The sequence below is a fragment of the Bacillus basilensis genome, assembly GCF_050630465.1.
Classification (GTDB): Bacteria; Bacillota; Bacilli; order Bacillales; family Bacillaceae_G; genus Bacillus_A; species Bacillus_A basilensis.
Genome location: NZ_JBNTQO010000002.1, coordinates 1 through 14,691 on the forward strand (window position 1 = coordinate 1; position 14,691 = coordinate 14,691).

Consider the following 14,691-nt stretch of genomic DNA (forward strand, 5'->3'; position numbering starts at 1 on the left):
ACAGAAAAATCCCCTCCATAGTAAACAGGTTAATGTGCTTTCTTTTTCCTGTCTACTATAAGGGGATCATATCAAAAAGGCTTCTCTTTTTTATTTTCTTATAATTGCTTTTTCGTTTTGTAAAAATAGTTCATCAAATTGCTTCGCAAGCTCAAAATCTAGTTTCGTTAAACCTTTTGCATTCCAAGATGACAAAGTAATAATAACTGCTTTATACTGGATAAGGATAAATGGATGGTGATTATGTTCTTCTGATAGTTTGGCGGCTTCAGAGACAAATTCGACTCCTTTTAAGTAGTCGGAAAACATATATTTTCGTTCAATCCATTTTTCATCTTTTACCATCCATTTATCTACATTCAATAATTCCTCTTGAATTTCTTCTTCAGTTAATCGTAGCATCATTTTTCACATCCTTTACCTGCAGTAGCGCAAGACCATTGTTAATAAGACGTGTTACAGCTTCGTCGGTTGTGAAAGTAGACAGTTGTTGTAATAGTGCTGCTGATGTTTCGTGCCCTTTGTTATGCTCTAAAAGTAATTCTAATATTTCAAGACGAAGTAGCCATTCTTTACCATAAATTTTATTTAATACTTCTTGAATTGCTACTAATTGCTCGACATGCGCGTCGTGTAAAATACCTTCATTTCGAATAGCTCGAACTGTTTGATACATACGATCGAGCTCAGTTAATGTAAGAGGTACTGGAGTTTCTTCTATTCCTTCATCAACTGGGAAAAACGATGCCGCATCTGCAGCTCCTGGGAATACAGAAGTGACTTTTGAACCAACAGCCATATCAAAAGCACCCCATGAAGCATCAAATAATAAACTGTCTTTATAAGTAACTGTACAATCGATAAAGGATATAAGAGCAATCTTTTTATCGTTTTTTTCAATAGCTGTTACCGTTCCTTTTACATGGATACCACTTGCAAAAGTAAATGCTGCTGTATTTCCAATTGTAATTCCTAATGATTGTAATTGCTCATCTGTACAATTTTCTAATGCAATATTTTCAGTGAGTAATCCAATTGGTGTTCCAAAGCCGTCACTGTGTACAGCCGTAGAATGATTCGCTAGTTGTTTATTGTGAATTGCTAATGCTGTTGGCGAATTTGTTCGCATATAAATCAATTCACCTGCATCGTTTTCAATTGTCTCTGTGAATGTACCTGTAATTTGTAATCCGCTATTTAGCTCAGCAGTGGCATGGTTTTCAGAGCGAATTGCTTTTTCTAAGCCTTTTTTACCACCTGTTTTAAAGGCCATTGTTTCAGCAAATTTCTCAAGTGCTTCTGTTAATTCTTCAAATGATTCACAAACAAATAGTTGTGGTTGCATTTTTGTTACGTCATAAGTTGTACTTGTACATGCTTCGATAGAGAATGGAACCTTTTCTACAGCGTCTGTTAAGCAATGTTTACTTTCGCCAACAGAAGAAAGGAGGCCAGCACCATATATTTTTGGATCGCCTATATCTCCAATTAATCCATATTCCACTGTCCACCAGAAAAGGCGTGAAATTTGTTCAGCTTCTGATAAGCCAGAAACTAATTTTTGTTTTTCAAGTACCGCATTTTCAGCAGCTGCAACTTCTTCATGTGTAGAAGTCGGGCTTTCTTTTACGATTGTTAATGTACGAACTGCTTCAAACGCATCATGTTCTTCTTTTGTAGAGAAAGCTTTTGCTCCAATTTGTCCAAAGCGTTTTACATACTTTGCATATGTAGGATCAAGTAAAATTGGTGCGTGGCCTGCAGCTTCATGAACGATATCAGGAGCCGGTGTATACTCGATATTTTCTACTTTACGAATATCTGTTGCAATTGGTAATAATCCGTGGCCTTGAAAATCAAAGAATGCTACTCCAGGAATAAGCCCGTCAATCGTTACAGCACCCCAGCCGCTTGGTGCCAAACACTCATTCATTTCTTCTACTTTAGGAATTGCATCTATATTAATACCAGATGATTGTAGTCCGTTCACATAGGCTGGATGAGCAACATCTTTTAAAAAGCTATGATTTTGTCTCATAATGTAACGCCACACAGCGTGATTCACCGGCGTGTATTGATCATAATGTTGTGTGGATACGAATGGTTTTAAATGCGATGGAATTTCTGTTTTCTTTGTCATTTAGACATCCTCCTTTTTTTCTGTAAAATTAAATATCGGTTTCGTATAGCTTGTACCACCCCCTTTCAAATTTGTAAGCGCTTATAAAATTTTATCATAAGATTCGGAATTATTTAACATTTGTTTCTGTGAGAAATAGAAAAAGCCCCTATCGGAAAATCCGATAGGGGCGAAAGAATCGCGGTACCACCCTATTTGTAAGTGAAAATATACTTACATCTCAATTAATGATAACGGAAAAACTCCGTCTTTTCCTTCATGCGTAAAAGCACTACGAAAAAGAAGCTCCAGAATTGTAATTCGTACTTATATATGTGCCAATTTTCACCGACCATTAGCTCTCTGTAACAGGGATATAAGATACTACTGCGATTCTTTCAACGCGTATATATGAAATTATGTAAAAGGACAGACGCAAAAAAGTCCCTATCGGAAAATCCGATAGGGACGATAAAAATCGCGGTACCACCCTATTTGTAAACAAGTAATTGTTTACCACTCACTTTACGATAACGGAAAGATCCGTCTTTCTCTTCATGCATAAAAAGCATTACGGGAAAGAAGCTCCAGAATTGTAATTCACGCTTGTATATGTACTGATTCGCACCAACCATCAGTTCTCTGAGACAGGGATATAAGTCGCTACTAGTATTCCTTCAAAGCCAATATATAATTCATTCAACTAAACTATGTTTTGTATTATAAAACTATATTTGAAAAATTGTCAACAATAATTTTTTATTTCACATCTAAATCAGCATTTAAATTAGATGTATTTCCAGCTGCATCGGTTGCAACAAGATGAACTGTATTTTTACCTTCTTGTAATTGAGTACGATCGAAATAAATGTCATAGCTTTTCTCCCAAGGGTTCAGGAATGCCTGTTCCCATATACCATTTCCGTTTATTTCATACTGTAGTCTCACTGGAATTCCAGGTGCTACCCAACCAGATTCTGTCATCCAATCTAGTAGAATATCGTCAACTTTTCCTCTAATTACAAGATTTTCTTGATCAACTTCATGTGTCAATTTTGGTGCAGTTCGGTCAATAAATACAGCCCCTGTTTGTTTCGTTTCGCCCCCTGAGTTAGAGGCAACAGCTTCAATTTGATATAAACCATTCGCTAGTGGTGATCCATCTATTTTTGTACCATTCCATTTGAAAGGTTTATAACCTGCTGTTTCATTTTTTCCTTGATAAATCATGCCTTGGTACGTTACACGTTCTTTTGTAACTAAGTTAGCGTGTAACGTTACATCTTCCACTGGAGCAACTAAATAGTAGTTGATGAGATTATCATCTAATATGTTGTCCCCGTTTGGACTAAAAGTAGAATTCAAAATTTCGAGACCATCAATACGTTTGTAATCTTTAGGGTCGATACTAAATGTAAATGGAATTCTAATTTCTTCTTTCGCTCCCTGCTCTTTTACATATACATTCCCAGTATACACACCTTGTGGTAGTGAGCTATCGACAGTGATAGTAAATGGCTTTTCCGTATTACTATTTGGTTGTACGCTAATCGATGAAGGAACAGAAGTTTTTATTTTTGTTTTTGTGTTTGCATCCAGTAATTCTACACGAGTTGAAAAGGTTTTCTTTTTATTAGAAAGATTTTGTAACGTAATATTTTGCGTCAGTTTTACTTTTCCGCTATTTGGCTTTATAAGACCGAAGCTGACATTGTTAGGCTTTACTAATACATTTGTTTGAACAGCTTTTGGAATGTTAATTAAGCCAGATCCTTGCGTCATAACAGGATACGTATTTTCATTTACATCTTTTAAAGTTTTTGCTGTATTGACAAGAGATGCTTTTAATTGTTCCGTGGTCCAATCAGGATGCATTTGACGCAAGAGGGAAACCGCTCCAGCTACTTGCGGAGCAGCCATACTTGTTCCGTTATGAGATTCATAGCCGCTTCGTGGCACTGTACTAGTAATTTGTACGCCAGGAGCAACGATATCTGGTTTTATAAGCCAACTTCCTTGTGACGGACCTCTGGAACTGAAGTTGCTAATTAATTCAGTCGGAACGGGTTGTCCAATTTTTATATTTTTCTTGCGCTTTGTAATTAAGTTTTTCAACTCTTCACCATCTACATTTGATAATTGCATAACTGGAAGGGCTAGGTTTTCACGTGCAAAGTATTCAGGCATAATATTGATTTCTTTTTCTGTAGAAATTAATAGTACACTAATTGCACCAGCTTGCTTCGCTTGTTCAGCTTTTACTAACGTACTAGAAGTACCTTGTAAAACAAGTGCAAATTTTCCTTTCACATCTTGTTTTGCATAATCGCTTGGACTACCATAGCCAACATATACAAGCGGAGAATCATTTCCTATTGGGAAATCTGATTTTGATAACGGTAGCCCTTGATATGTTTTGCTGGAACCAGCTACTTGGAATGTTGGAAACGGGATAGAAACAGTAGATGCTCCAACTGATATAACGCTGCTTGCATTTTCTGGTGCATCAACAGACCAAGGTTTTGGTCCGTCATTTCCATTCGAAACGACTGCAGTAACCCCAAGTTTTGCTGCACGTTCTAACGTTAATGTTACAGGTTGATCAGGTACATTTAAATCTTGTCCAAGGGATAGATTTAACACATCAGCACCATCTTGAATTGCTCGTTCAATACCTTGAATAATATCATCTGTTGTACCAGTTCCACCGTCATTCATAACACGATAGGCTAGAATAGAAGCATTTGGAGCAACGCCTTTAATTTTTCCATTCCCAGCAATAATTCCAGCGACATGAGTACCATGTACGTTACCATCCATTGGATCGTTATCTTCATCGACAGTGTCATATCCACCGATATAATTTGCCTTTAAGTCAGGGTGTGTATAGTCTACGCCAGAGTCGATAATGGCTACTTTCATACCTTTTCCATCAAGCGGTTTGCCAGATGGGTCTTTTAAATTCCATGCTTCAGGCGCACCAATTGTCGGTCCGCCAATATTTGGTACTTCTTCGTTAGCGGTACTTTTTGATGTTTCATGCAATTTATATGTTAAGTTCGGATAGACCGCCTTTACTTCAGGTAAAGAAGCAAGAGCAGTAATTTGATCTCCAGGAACTGAAATAGAGAAACCAGAAAATAACGTATTATAAACTTCTTTAATTTTTGCACCAGGTGCTTTTTCTTTTATTTTCTTAGTCGTATCTTCTTGTGCCTTTTTAAGCTCGGCATGATAAGACTGCGCATTATTATTTTGTAAATCTGGAGCATGCTGAATGTTACTTTGCGCAGCAAGAGGCGCATGTTGCAATTCTACAATGACAGATATTTCTTTTGTTGTTTTTGTTTCAACATGTTGAGCAATTTTATTTTCTCCCCACTGTTCAATCGTTGTTTTTAGTTGTGGACTAAATTGCTTCTCCTTTTGCAGTGACTCAGCATGGGCGCTTAAAGCTCCAAAACTTGAAAAGACGAGCGCCATACTTAATAGTGTAGATGTAGTTTTTTTCATTGAAACTCCCCCTAATAAAAAGTTCGAATATTCCGAAAAGTTATCTTGCATTTTCGTTATAAAACATATAAACGAATGTTGGCTAAACTATACTTTCGACATAATTCATACCAATCCTCTATGAATTATGTCGAATAGGGGATTTTTCACATATTGTAGGTGGGGTGTGAGGAATGCTATGGGGGAAATGGAGGAGTGTTATGAAAAAGGTTTTAGCAAGTGTCATAACAGTATTATTCATATTTTTAAGTTCAATTACTATTACTAAAGCAGAAAATAGCGGAGGGAAAATTGCTTTTATTCGTCATCATAACCTTTGGATTAAAGTTGATGGGAAAGAAAAACAACTTACAAAAGGAGAGAACATAACAGGGCCGAAGTGGTCATATGATGGGGAGTGGCTAGCATATGTAAAAGGAAAGAAACAAAGTATTCTTGAGTTATATCGGCTGAAAGACGGAAAGAAAGTTACGCCGTTTCACTCAGAAGCATCGAATTATCAATGGTCACCAACAGAAAATATAATTGCATTTATATTTACAGGTACATTAAATACATTTGATGTAGAAAAAAAGAATGCAGATTTTGAAAATGTATCGGCTGGTGTAGGTGATTATGCATGGTACCCCGATGGAAAGAACTTTCTTGTATCTTCTGAAGCACACTTACTTCCAACAGGATGGACAGGGGCTCAGCTATATGAAGTGCAAAAAGATGCACATATGAATCCTCACAAAATGAAGCATTTGTATGCATTGCCAAATGAACATGATGATTTCCTAGCACTAGTTGCAAGTGGCTTTAAATGGTCACCAGATCAAAAGTGGATTTCATTTTTAGCAGTACCGACAGCTTCATGGTCAGCTGATAGTAATACGCTTTGCTTAGTTCGTGCAGATGGCAGTCGGTTTGAAAAAGTAGATCAAATGTTATTAAATGCACAATGGTTTCAATGGGCACCATCAAAAAATATATTAGCTTATATTGAAGGGAGCGGAAGAGTTGCATTAGAAAATAAAAATTTAAAAGTAAAGGAATTGCCAGCACTTCAGCAGAACATATTTACGCCGAAAGGATATGTTGATTGGGATTTTGCATGGAAGAACGATAGAGTAATTATCGTTTCACGAGCAAAAGAGGCAGGGATAGAAACTCCACCAGAAAAAAGGCCACTACCATCTTTATATGAGGTCGATAGTACAAGCAATGCACAGCATCAAATCACAAAGGAAACTAACAAGAAAGGGGATTATCACCCGATTTTCATGAAGAAGAGTAATCAATTAATTTGGATACGTTCAGACCGTAAGAAAGCGGATGTATGGCTTGCTCATAAAGATGGGAAACAGGAAAAGTGGATTGAAAATATAGATGTACCAGCGTGGTATTATGAGAAATGGAATTGGGAAAATGTCATCTCGGTGAAAGAAGAATAAAAAACCTGCCTAAAAGATAATTTTAGGCAGGTTTTTTTATTGTTATTTATGTGTTTTATTTGGCTTTTTTTTCGCTGGGTTTCCGTTCCCCTGACGTTTTCTATTTTGTTCATCTTTTGCTTGTTTTTCATGCAGTGTATCTAAAAAGTCATTCGAGTTACTCATTTTTCTATCGCTCCTTTCATTTCGTCCTAATTACTATAACCATTTAGGAGGATAATCATGAGATAAAAAAGTTAAGCACTGAGTTTTCTTCGATAGTATACGTAAAATATGCCGTACGTAATAAATAGCATAAATAAAATTTGTAACTCTACATTTTCTTTTAAAATAGTTGCGACAGAAGTTGGTAAGTAAGGTGATGTATCGCTCGTTCCTACACCTAACCATTTGTTTAAGAGGTTAATGGTACAAAACATAAAAACACCGGACCAGCTTGCAATAATTGCCTTCTGCTTAATTTTTGTTTCACGTTCATCATCTGTAATCCAAGGATTAGCAGTTTTATCACTGCTAAAAAATCCGTTTATATATCCCCATATAATCATTCCGATTAAGATGGTTATCCATTTCATATTTAGAATTTCCCTCCCTGTTGTAAAAAGTGTTTTACATATACAATTGTAATGTTTTCCAATTTTGTTATGTAAAATACTTTTTACATATCGGTTTTTCACATAGCAGGAATAAAGGATGGAATAGGGAAGAAATATGTAAGAGGATTACTTAGCGAGAGGAGGATGAGTATGAAACTCATCTTTGTGCGGCACGGTGAAGGAGAACATACAAAAGATTTGCCGTCAAGTTTACAAGTGCTTCATCCACCATTAACGGATGAGGGAAGGAATCAGGCTAAATCACTTCAATGCAATGTGCCATTGCAAGAGACGGATATATTAATTGTTAGTCCTACACTTAGAACTTTGCAAACGGCGACAATATGGAGTGCGAAAGTAGCTTGTCAAAAACTCGTCCACCCATATATATCCCCACGTATTTTTCCTTATCGAGAAGGAGCGAAAACATTACCATGTGATCACATAGTAGATCAGGGAATAATAACAAATTTATTTCCACATTTCTCGATTGCGAAAAGTACAAATAAGCAGTTATGGACGGAAGGTATAAATACTATTTCAGAGAATCGTTTTCAGCAAATAGTAGATGAATTTCTTCTTTGGTGTTATGAGCTAGGTGCTGAAAGAATTTGCATTGTATCTCACGACGGGACAATTACAGCATATAGGCAATATTTACAGAATGTCGTTTTAACTAGATCTGATTTTTTGCAAGAAACGGGTATATATGAAATGAATGTATCCCTTAAAAGTTTAATTGATGAAATCTAATTATAGGATGGAGGGTGTATGTTGAAGGTTGCACTAGTAGTTGGCTTTAATTCTGATTTAGAGGCGCAATCAATCCGAGCATCACTTGAATATTTTGGGGCGAAAATTATAACATACTGGATTGGTAGACCGAAAGAGTTCATCGATATTCTTTCTGGAAAGGGTTTATATAATGATATTAATTATGTTGTTTTTTGCTTTCATGGTGATGAAGGAGAGTTTGTCATGGAAGAGTTAGGTGAAGATATATATGAACAAGATGAATCGAGGGGATACTTTGGTGCAGTAGAAATTTATAAATATGCAAAATTGCATAATACACATATTGTAAATAGTGGGTGTACGTTAGGGGAGCGAAAACTAGCAGAATCTTTTTTACGTAGTGGAGAAAAATCGTATATTGGATCGATAGATTATATAGATGGGAATGCAGCACTTATGTTTACAATACGCTTATTTTACGGGGTTATTAACCATAAAAAAACGTTAGAAGAAGCATTTCAAGAAGCGAGGTTAATTGATGAGGAGACACGTACATTTCGATTCTATAAGTAGTATGAAACACGTTTATTCTATATTCGAATAAATGCGTTTCACATTTAACTCACATTTTTTTTACATTTTCTTCAATGAAAACCATTATCACTTATGGTATGATATGTTCAAGTTTTTACAGATAATAAAAGTTACTATATAAACGTTAGTTTTTAATGTTTCATACACATGTCACAAATTATTCATAATTAACGTTTGTAAAATAAGTAACTAATGTTATTATATTACCTGTAACTAACTTAATTACAACTTTAGGAGGAAGATATGGTTATTCAATTTTTAAGAGAAAACAAAGCAGTTTCTTTTGTGCTAGCAGTAATCCGAGTGTATCTTGGTTACACATGGTTAATGGCTGGAATTGGTAAACTACAAGGAAAAGGATTCGATGCAACGGGTTATTTACAAGGTGCAATTGAAAAATCTAAAGGAGCACAACCGGCTGTTCAATCTTGGTGGGCATCATTTTTACAAGATTTCGCAATTCCAAACGTTGATCTATTTAATACACTTGTAACGTGGGGAGAAATTTTAGTCGGAATTGGTTTAATTGTGGGCTGTTTAACAAAAACAGCGGTCTTTTTCGGTCTTTTAATGAACTTTTCCTATATGTTTAGTGGGTCAATTGGTGTGAACCCTGAAATGGTTATCTTATCTATGTTCGTTCTTGTTTCTGGTATGAATGCTGGAAAACTTGGACTTGACGGCTTTGTTATCCCAAAAGTTTTAGGATCAAAAACTCAAAAACGCCAAAAGCAAGCTGCTTAATATATGAAAGCGGGTATCTCAAAATGAGATACCCGCTTATGTTATTTTTCAAATTGTATCGGATTGTTTTTAAAGAAATCTTTTACATACCCTACAAATTCCTGTGGTTCTTGGCGAAACGGTGCATGATAACCTTTTTCAATAACATGGAAAGTACTATTTTTTAAGAATTGATGATATGTTTCTCCTTCCTTCCAAGAAACGCTACTATCATTTCTTCCCCATATAATTAAGGTTGGTTGTTTCATTTCATTTGCATTGATTTGAAGACGTCTAGGCCATAATTTCATTTTATTGTAATGCTCTTCATCATTACGTTTAAATTTCACTTTGCTCTCATCATAATCTGCAATAGCAGAAACGGTATTTAAATCAGTCGACAACTGAGGTTTCGGTGAACCTTGTTTATTAACGAATGTATGAGGACCGCCTGTAGCATCAGTTAAAATAAGGTGGGTAACGGCTTCAGGATATAAATATGTTAAATTAAGAGAAATTTCTCCGCCCATTGAATGCCCCAGTATTGCAAACGAATCGTAACCTAGTTTTTTCATTAATTTATAATACAAATTTGCATGAGTGGGGAAAGAATAATAAAAATCCATCGGCTTAGATGAGCGTCCAAATCCTAAAGCATCTACAGAAATAATTGTATGATCTTTTGCTAAGTCTGAGTAAATCTTTTGAAAACCATCTGAGGATCCTCCAAATCCATGGATCATAAGTAAAGGTGGTTTTTCATTACCAATCTTTTTGAAGTAAATGGTTTGACCATCTATTTCTACCATTTTTTCCTCGGTAGCTAGTTTTGCTGTAAGTGTATTTTTAACTTGTTTTACTTGTTCTACTGGCTTTTCTGCTGCACTACATCCTACTAATAGTGTAAGAGTAAGACAACCTACCATAAAATAGCTAAATCGCTTCAATTAGGTGTCCCCTTTCTAACATAACGCTGTATCTATCATAGCAAATAGCATATTACGATTTCCAGGAAGTTGGCTACCATTTTTTATCATAAGAGGTGAAAGGAGCGTTTCCTGGAAATTTTCTGTTTGAAGAAATTTGCGAAATGAAAACTGTGAATGTGGGACATCAATCCTTACTGTGCCATTCCAACATTCACATATGTTTTGTAGTAATTGAATAGCATCTTCTTCTCGTTTGGCGATAAGTGGATTGATACATAATATATTACCTTTTTGTATACATAAGGAAAAAGCTTCTATACAGTTATGTCTCTCAATTTTAAAAGAGTGGCTGGTTCTTGGTAATAGTAATGAGTAAAGTAAAGAACGATCGGCACCAGTTGTAATTTGATCGAGAGAAATAAGCGATATAAAGTCTTTTTCTTTTACTTGTTGTGTATGAGTGATATGTGTCTTAGTAGTTTGTTTTTCAAAACGATGAATCTTCGTTACTGTTTGAAATCCGCATGATGTATAAAGAGGCTCGCCGGCTTTTGTTGCAATAAGTGCAATTAATTGTTTTGGGGGAGTGTGTTCTAAGCAGTAATTAAACAAAATACGTCCGATGCCTTGGCCTTGAAAATTAGGATGGACAATTAACATGCCAATAGTAGAAAAACTATTTTTAAAAGGAAATACTCCTCCAGCTGCAATCAGTTTATTTTCATGCATATAACCGATAAGTGTGCCGAGCGAAAGATACATTTCGAATTGTTTTTTCATAAATACTTTATCTTGTAACCATCCAATAGCTTTGCAAAGGTCGAGTAAATCAAAAATAAAAGTTTCATCTAGTTTTATTATTTTCATAAATATTCACCACATTTCTATTAATTTTCATAAAAGTAGATTGAAAATGTTAAATAAGAGATTTACGTTAAATGAAATCCAACTTGTTTATATTTTGATTGTAAAGGGGAAGATGGTTGGTATGAACAGACAAAGTTATACAAATTATAACTGATATTTACATAAGTTAACAAAAAATTTACATATAACTAATTTTCTCTTAATAGTCTTCCGTTAAATTTGATAGTGGGAAATGAATAACCTAATTAGGGGGACAATACAGTGAAAAAGTTTGTGAAAAAAGCATGGCCATTTGCAGTTGTGGCGTCGTTAGCAGTTACTTCGGTGGCAACATGGAATTTTACACGTTCTAGTGAAGTAAATGCAGATGAGAGCGGAAGCAATGCAAAGATTAAAAATGTTATTGTATTAATTGGGGATGGTATGGGCCCTTCATATATGACGGCTCACCGTTATATGAAAGATAATTCAAAAACTTTTGAGATGGAATCTACAGAATTTGATAAGCATCTTGTAGGAACACAAAAAACATATCCAGAAGATGAACATGAAAATATTACAGACTCTGCATCGGCAGCAACAGCTATGTCAGCAGGGATTAAAACATATAATGCAGCAATCGCGGTTGATAATGATAAAGCAGAAGTGAAAACTGTTCTTGAACAAGCGAAAGAAAAAGGGAAATCAACAGGATTAGTTGCAACTTCTGAAATTACACATGCAACCCCAGCGGCTTTCGGTGCGCATGACATTAGCCGTAAAAATATGGACGCAATTGCAAATGATTATTTTGATGAAAAAGTTAAAGGGAAGCATAAGGTAGATGTTATGCTTGGCGGTGGTGTAAATAACTTTGTTAGAAAAGATCGCAATCTTACAGAAGAATTTAAGAAATCTGGTTATAGCTATGTAACAGATCGTAATCAATTGTTAAATGATAAAAATGATCAAATTCTTGGTTTATTTGCGCCGGGCGGTTTAGATAAAATGATTGACCGTACCGATAAAACACCTTCATTAGAAGAAATGACAAATGCAGCAATTGAGCGTTTGAACAAAAATAAAAATGGTTTCTTCTTAATGGTTGAAGGAAGTCAAATCGACTGGGCTGGACACGATAATGATATCGTTGGTGCAATGAGTGAAATGGAAGACTTTGAAAAAGCATTTAAAGCAGCGATTGAGTTTGCGAAAAAAGATAAAAATACGTTAGTCGTTGCAACGGCAGACCACGCTACTGGCGGATTATCTTTAGGTGCGAATGGTGAGTATAACTTTAAAGTAGATCCAATTAAAGCTGCAAAACGCACACCAGACTTCATGGCAAATGAGATTGCAAAAGGTGCAAATGTAGAAGAAACATTGAAAAAATATATTGATTTACAATTAACACCAGAAGAAATTAAAGCGGTAAACGATATTGCTCCTTCAAAAGATGTTACAAAGATTGATAATGCGATTGAAGATATTTTCAATAAGCGTTCGGTTACAGGATGGACAACAGGTGGACATACAGGGGAAGATGTAAACGTATATGCATTTGGCCCCGGTAAATACTTGTTCTCTGGCGTTCAAGAAAATACAAATATCGCTAAACGTGTCTTTGATATTGTTAGCGGTGGGGATCCGAATAAAGGAAGACGCTAATTATAAATGGAAGTGAGGCGAAATGCCTCACTTTTCTTTTTAGGAGATGGGAAGATGAGGTTTTTTTTCAGAGGGATAGGATCCCTTCTAATAGGTGTATTATTGCTAGTTGGATGTCAATCTAAAGAGAATCAGATAGAACAAAAATCCACTACTACAAAAGCTGAGAAAAAGGTACAAATAACGAAAGAAGAAGAGAAATCGATTCAAGATGTTATGGAGGAGTTTGTACGGACGACAAATGAAAAAAATCTTGCTGAACATATGGAGTTATTTTCAAAGAAGATGCCTAGTGCTGAAGACTTAAAAACGCAAAAAGAAGCAGCTTTTCAAAAGGGAAATAAGAAAATTGAATTGGAACATGTAGACATGAAAGTTAGTAAAGCAGGGTATGTTGTTGTTGAAACAAAGGAAAAGGAACTAGACGGGGAGGTCACTCTTCAGAAGAAAGTACAGTATGCACTTGGAAAAGAAGAGGATGGCTGGAAAATTGAAGAAGTTCGCACGATAGGGAAGAAATAAAGTGAAACTTTAATCAAGGAGCCTTCCTGCCTGTAAATAGCGAAATAAAAAAGGTTCTCATTGGCGAGAACCTTTTTTTATAGTGGTAACATAATTTGATTTGAGCATGCTTCGATATCATCAATATCTTGGCGAATGGTCGCCATTTTATTATCAAGATCTTCAGCCTTCATTGCTGCATCATGTAGTTCATCTTTTAAATACTCAGGTATTTTCCCTTCATATTTATAATAAAGTTTATGTTCTAAACTTGCCCAGAAGTCCATTGCAAGCGTACGTAACTGAATTTCTGCAAAGACTTCTTTTGTACCAGAATTTAGTGATAAAGGATATTTAATAATCATGTGTAAACTTTTATAGCCGTTTCCCTTTGGATTAGCAATATAATCTTTTACCTCTATGATTTCCATATCTTCACGCTTTTGAATGACTTCTTTTAAATGATAAATATCTTCTACGAAGCAACATGTAATACGAATGCCGATGATGTCTTGTAAATGCGTTTGGGCATTTTCAACTGTCGGTAATAAATTTTTACGTTCAAGCTTTTTAATAATACTTTCAGGTTGTTTTAATCTTGTTTTTATATGTTCAAACGGGTTGTAATCCTCTAAAAATTGGGCTTCCCGGTTCATAATTTCAAATTTAGTTTTTAACTCTTCTAAAGCAAATGTATATGGTAGTACAAAAGCTTTCCAGTAGTTAACTGTTGATTGATTATATTCCATTTATATACACACCTTTTCCTATTTACAAGTGAGGTTGTTATTATACTAAATACCAAATCATATAAGCGCAAGCAGCAAATGATGAGATCATAAAACGATATTTAGTTTTCATAATTTCAGCTCCTTTCGAGTAAGATTCTATATGAATAAACGTGATTGTTAATAAGTTCACTATGTACAATTCCTATAGTAATAGATTCATGTGAATTTCGTATGAACTAATTGTTTCAGCTTTTTGTCTTTTTTTTGTAAATCATCATTATTATCCATAATTTAAAGTGT

Annotated in this window: 14 protein-coding genes and 2 other annotated features; of the genes, 6 read left to right on the plus strand and 8 right to left on the minus strand. The window is 35.2% G+C overall.

Going from position 1 to position 14,691, the window contains the following annotated elements; all coding sequences use genetic code 11:
• Positions 1 to 90 precede the first annotated feature (90 nt).
• From ACQVV1_RS03325 to ACQVV1_RS03335, 3 genes are all read right to left on the minus strand, one after another.
• Positions 91 to 405 carry a 4a-hydroxytetrahydrobiopterin dehydratase gene (locus ACQVV1_RS03325; RefSeq protein WP_242252294.1) on the minus strand — a complete coding sequence of 105 codons (315 nt, stop codon included), beginning with the start codon at positions 403 to 405 and terminating at the stop codon, positions 91 to 93.
• Positions 386 to 2,140 carry an aromatic amino acid hydroxylase gene (locus ACQVV1_RS03330; protein WP_242252293.1) on the minus strand — a complete coding sequence of 585 codons (1,755 nt, stop codon included), beginning with the start codon at positions 2,138 to 2,140 and terminating at the stop codon, positions 386 to 388. Before ACQVV1_RS03330 ends, ACQVV1_RS03325 begins: the two co-directional genes overlap by 20 nt.
• A gap of 162 nt (positions 2,141 to 2,302) precedes the next feature.
• Positions 2,303 to 2,530, minus strand: a binding site (T-box leader).
• Between the two features lie 50 nt (positions 2,531 to 2,580).
• Positions 2,581 to 2,809 (minus strand) — a binding site (T-box leader).
• A 69-nt stretch (positions 2,810 to 2,878) separates the two neighbouring features.
• Positions 2,879 to 5,632 carry a S8 family serine peptidase gene (locus ACQVV1_RS03335; protein WP_431168626.1) on the minus strand — a complete coding sequence of 918 codons (2,754 nt, stop codon included), beginning with the start codon at positions 5,630 to 5,632 and terminating at the stop codon, positions 2,879 to 2,881.
• Positions 5,633 to 5,832: 200 nt separating this feature from the next.
• Between ACQVV1_RS03335 and ACQVV1_RS03340 the strand changes: the two genes are divergently transcribed.
• Positions 5,833 to 7,068: a TolB family protein gene (locus ACQVV1_RS03340; RefSeq protein WP_242252291.1), complete on the plus strand. Its 1,236-nt coding sequence runs from the start codon at positions 5,833 to 5,835 to the stop codon at positions 7,066 to 7,068.
• A gap of 42 nt (positions 7,069 to 7,110) precedes the next feature.
• On the opposite strand, the gene ACQVV1_RS03345 is transcribed toward ACQVV1_RS03340, so the two are convergent.
• Together ACQVV1_RS03345 and ACQVV1_RS03350 are read right to left on the minus strand one after the other, a co-directional pair.
• Positions 7,111 to 7,233, minus strand: a complete 123-nt coding sequence (locus ACQVV1_RS03345) for a DUF4023 domain-containing protein (protein WP_000071861.1) — start codon at positions 7,231 to 7,233, stop codon at positions 7,111 to 7,113.
• 71 nt (positions 7,234 to 7,304) lie between these two features.
• Positions 7,305 to 7,643, minus strand: coding sequence for a hypothetical protein (locus ACQVV1_RS03350; protein WP_063222894.1), 339 nt, complete (start codon positions 7,641 to 7,643; stop codon positions 7,305 to 7,307).
• A gap of 171 nt (positions 7,644 to 7,814) precedes the next feature.
• Here ACQVV1_RS03350 and ACQVV1_RS03355 point away from each other — a divergent pair, with 171 nt between their 5' ends.
• From ACQVV1_RS03355 to ACQVV1_RS03365, 3 genes are all read left to right on the plus strand, one after another.
• A complete protein-coding gene (locus tag ACQVV1_RS03355) occupies positions 7,815 to 8,417 on the plus strand; it encodes a histidine phosphatase family protein (RefSeq protein WP_242252290.1) in 603 nt (200 codons plus the stop codon).
• A gap of 18 nt (positions 8,418 to 8,435) precedes the next feature.
• Positions 8,436 to 8,972 (plus strand): delta-aminolevulinic acid dehydratase, encoded by a 537-nt coding sequence (locus tag ACQVV1_RS03360; RefSeq protein WP_431168627.1) that lies wholly within the window; start codon positions 8,436 to 8,438, stop codon positions 8,970 to 8,972.
• Between the two features lie 264 nt (positions 8,973 to 9,236).
• Positions 9,237 to 9,737: a DoxX family protein gene (locus ACQVV1_RS03365; protein WP_242252288.1), complete on the plus strand. Its 501-nt coding sequence runs from the start codon at positions 9,237 to 9,239 to the stop codon at positions 9,735 to 9,737.
• Positions 9,738 to 9,778: 41 nt separating this feature from the next.
• Here the strand turns inward: ACQVV1_RS03365 and ACQVV1_RS03370 are convergent, their stop codons facing one another.
• Both ACQVV1_RS03370 and ACQVV1_RS03375 read right to left on the minus strand, forming a co-directional pair.
• The gene (locus ACQVV1_RS03370; protein WP_063222898.1) at positions 9,779 to 10,663 is read right to left on the minus strand and encodes an alpha/beta fold hydrolase; all 885 of its coding nucleotides are present in this window, start codon (positions 10,661 to 10,663) and stop codon (positions 9,779 to 9,781) included.
• Between the two features lie 15 nt (positions 10,664 to 10,678).
• Entirely contained in the window at positions 10,679 to 11,512 is an 834-nt protein-coding gene (locus tag ACQVV1_RS03375; RefSeq protein ID WP_242252286.1) for a GNAT family N-acetyltransferase, read from the minus strand.
• Between the two features lie 261 nt (positions 11,513 to 11,773).
• Here ACQVV1_RS03375 and ACQVV1_RS03380 point away from each other — a divergent pair, with 261 nt between their 5' ends.
• Positions 11,774 to 13,159, plus strand: a complete 1,386-nt coding sequence (locus tag ACQVV1_RS03380) for an alkaline phosphatase (protein WP_431168628.1) — start codon at positions 11,774 to 11,776, stop codon at positions 13,157 to 13,159.
• Positions 13,160 to 13,213: 54 nt separating this feature from the next.
• Positions 13,214 to 13,681: a hypothetical protein gene (locus ACQVV1_RS03385; RefSeq protein WP_431168629.1), complete on the plus strand. Its 468-nt coding sequence runs from the start codon at positions 13,214 to 13,216 to the stop codon at positions 13,679 to 13,681.
• Between the two features lie 77 nt (positions 13,682 to 13,758).
• On the opposite strand, the gene ACQVV1_RS03390 is transcribed toward ACQVV1_RS03385, so the two are convergent.
• Positions 13,759 to 14,409, minus strand: coding sequence for a GTP pyrophosphokinase (locus ACQVV1_RS03390; protein ID WP_000456215.1), 651 nt, complete (start codon positions 14,407 to 14,409; stop codon positions 13,759 to 13,761).
• Positions 14,410 to 14,691 lie beyond the last annotated feature (282 nt).

Coding starts and splice junctions, on each gene's coding strand:
- ACQVV1_RS03325 (WP_242252294.1), bottom strand. CDS start 405: ATGATGCTACGATTAACTGAAGAAGAAATTCAAGAGGAATTATTGAAT.
- ACQVV1_RS03330 (WP_242252293.1), bottom strand. CDS start 2,140: ATGACAAAGAAAACAGAAATTCCATCGCATTTAAAACCATTCGTATCC.
- ACQVV1_RS03335 (WP_431168626.1), bottom strand. CDS start 5,632: ATGAAAAAAACTACATCTACACTATTAAGTATGGCGCTCGTCTTTTCA.
- ACQVV1_RS03340 (WP_242252291.1), top strand. CDS start 5,833: ATGAAAAAGGTTTTAGCAAGTGTCATAACAGTATTATTCATATTTTTA.
- ACQVV1_RS03345 (WP_000071861.1), bottom strand. CDS start 7,233: ATGAGTAACTCGAATGACTTTTTAGATACACTGCATGAAAAACAAGCA.
- ACQVV1_RS03350 (WP_063222894.1), bottom strand. CDS start 7,643: ATGAAATGGATAACCATCTTAATCGGAATGATTATATGGGGATATATA.
- ACQVV1_RS03355 (WP_242252290.1), top strand. CDS start 7,815: ATGAAACTCATCTTTGTGCGGCACGGTGAAGGAGAACATACAAAAGAT.
- ACQVV1_RS03360 (WP_431168627.1), top strand. CDS start 8,436: ATGTTGAAGGTTGCACTAGTAGTTGGCTTTAATTCTGATTTAGAGGCG.
- ACQVV1_RS03365 (WP_242252288.1), top strand. CDS start 9,237: ATGGTTATTCAATTTTTAAGAGAAAACAAAGCAGTTTCTTTTGTGCTA.
- ACQVV1_RS03375 (WP_242252286.1), bottom strand. CDS start 11,512: ATGAAAATAATAAAACTAGATGAAACTTTTATTTTTGATTTACTCGAC.
- ACQVV1_RS03385 (WP_431168629.1), top strand. CDS start 13,214: ATGAGGTTTTTTTTCAGAGGGATAGGATCCCTTCTAATAGGTGTATTA.
- ACQVV1_RS03390 (WP_000456215.1), bottom strand. CDS start 14,409: ATGGAATATAATCAATCAACAGTTAACTACTGGAAAGCTTTTGTACTA.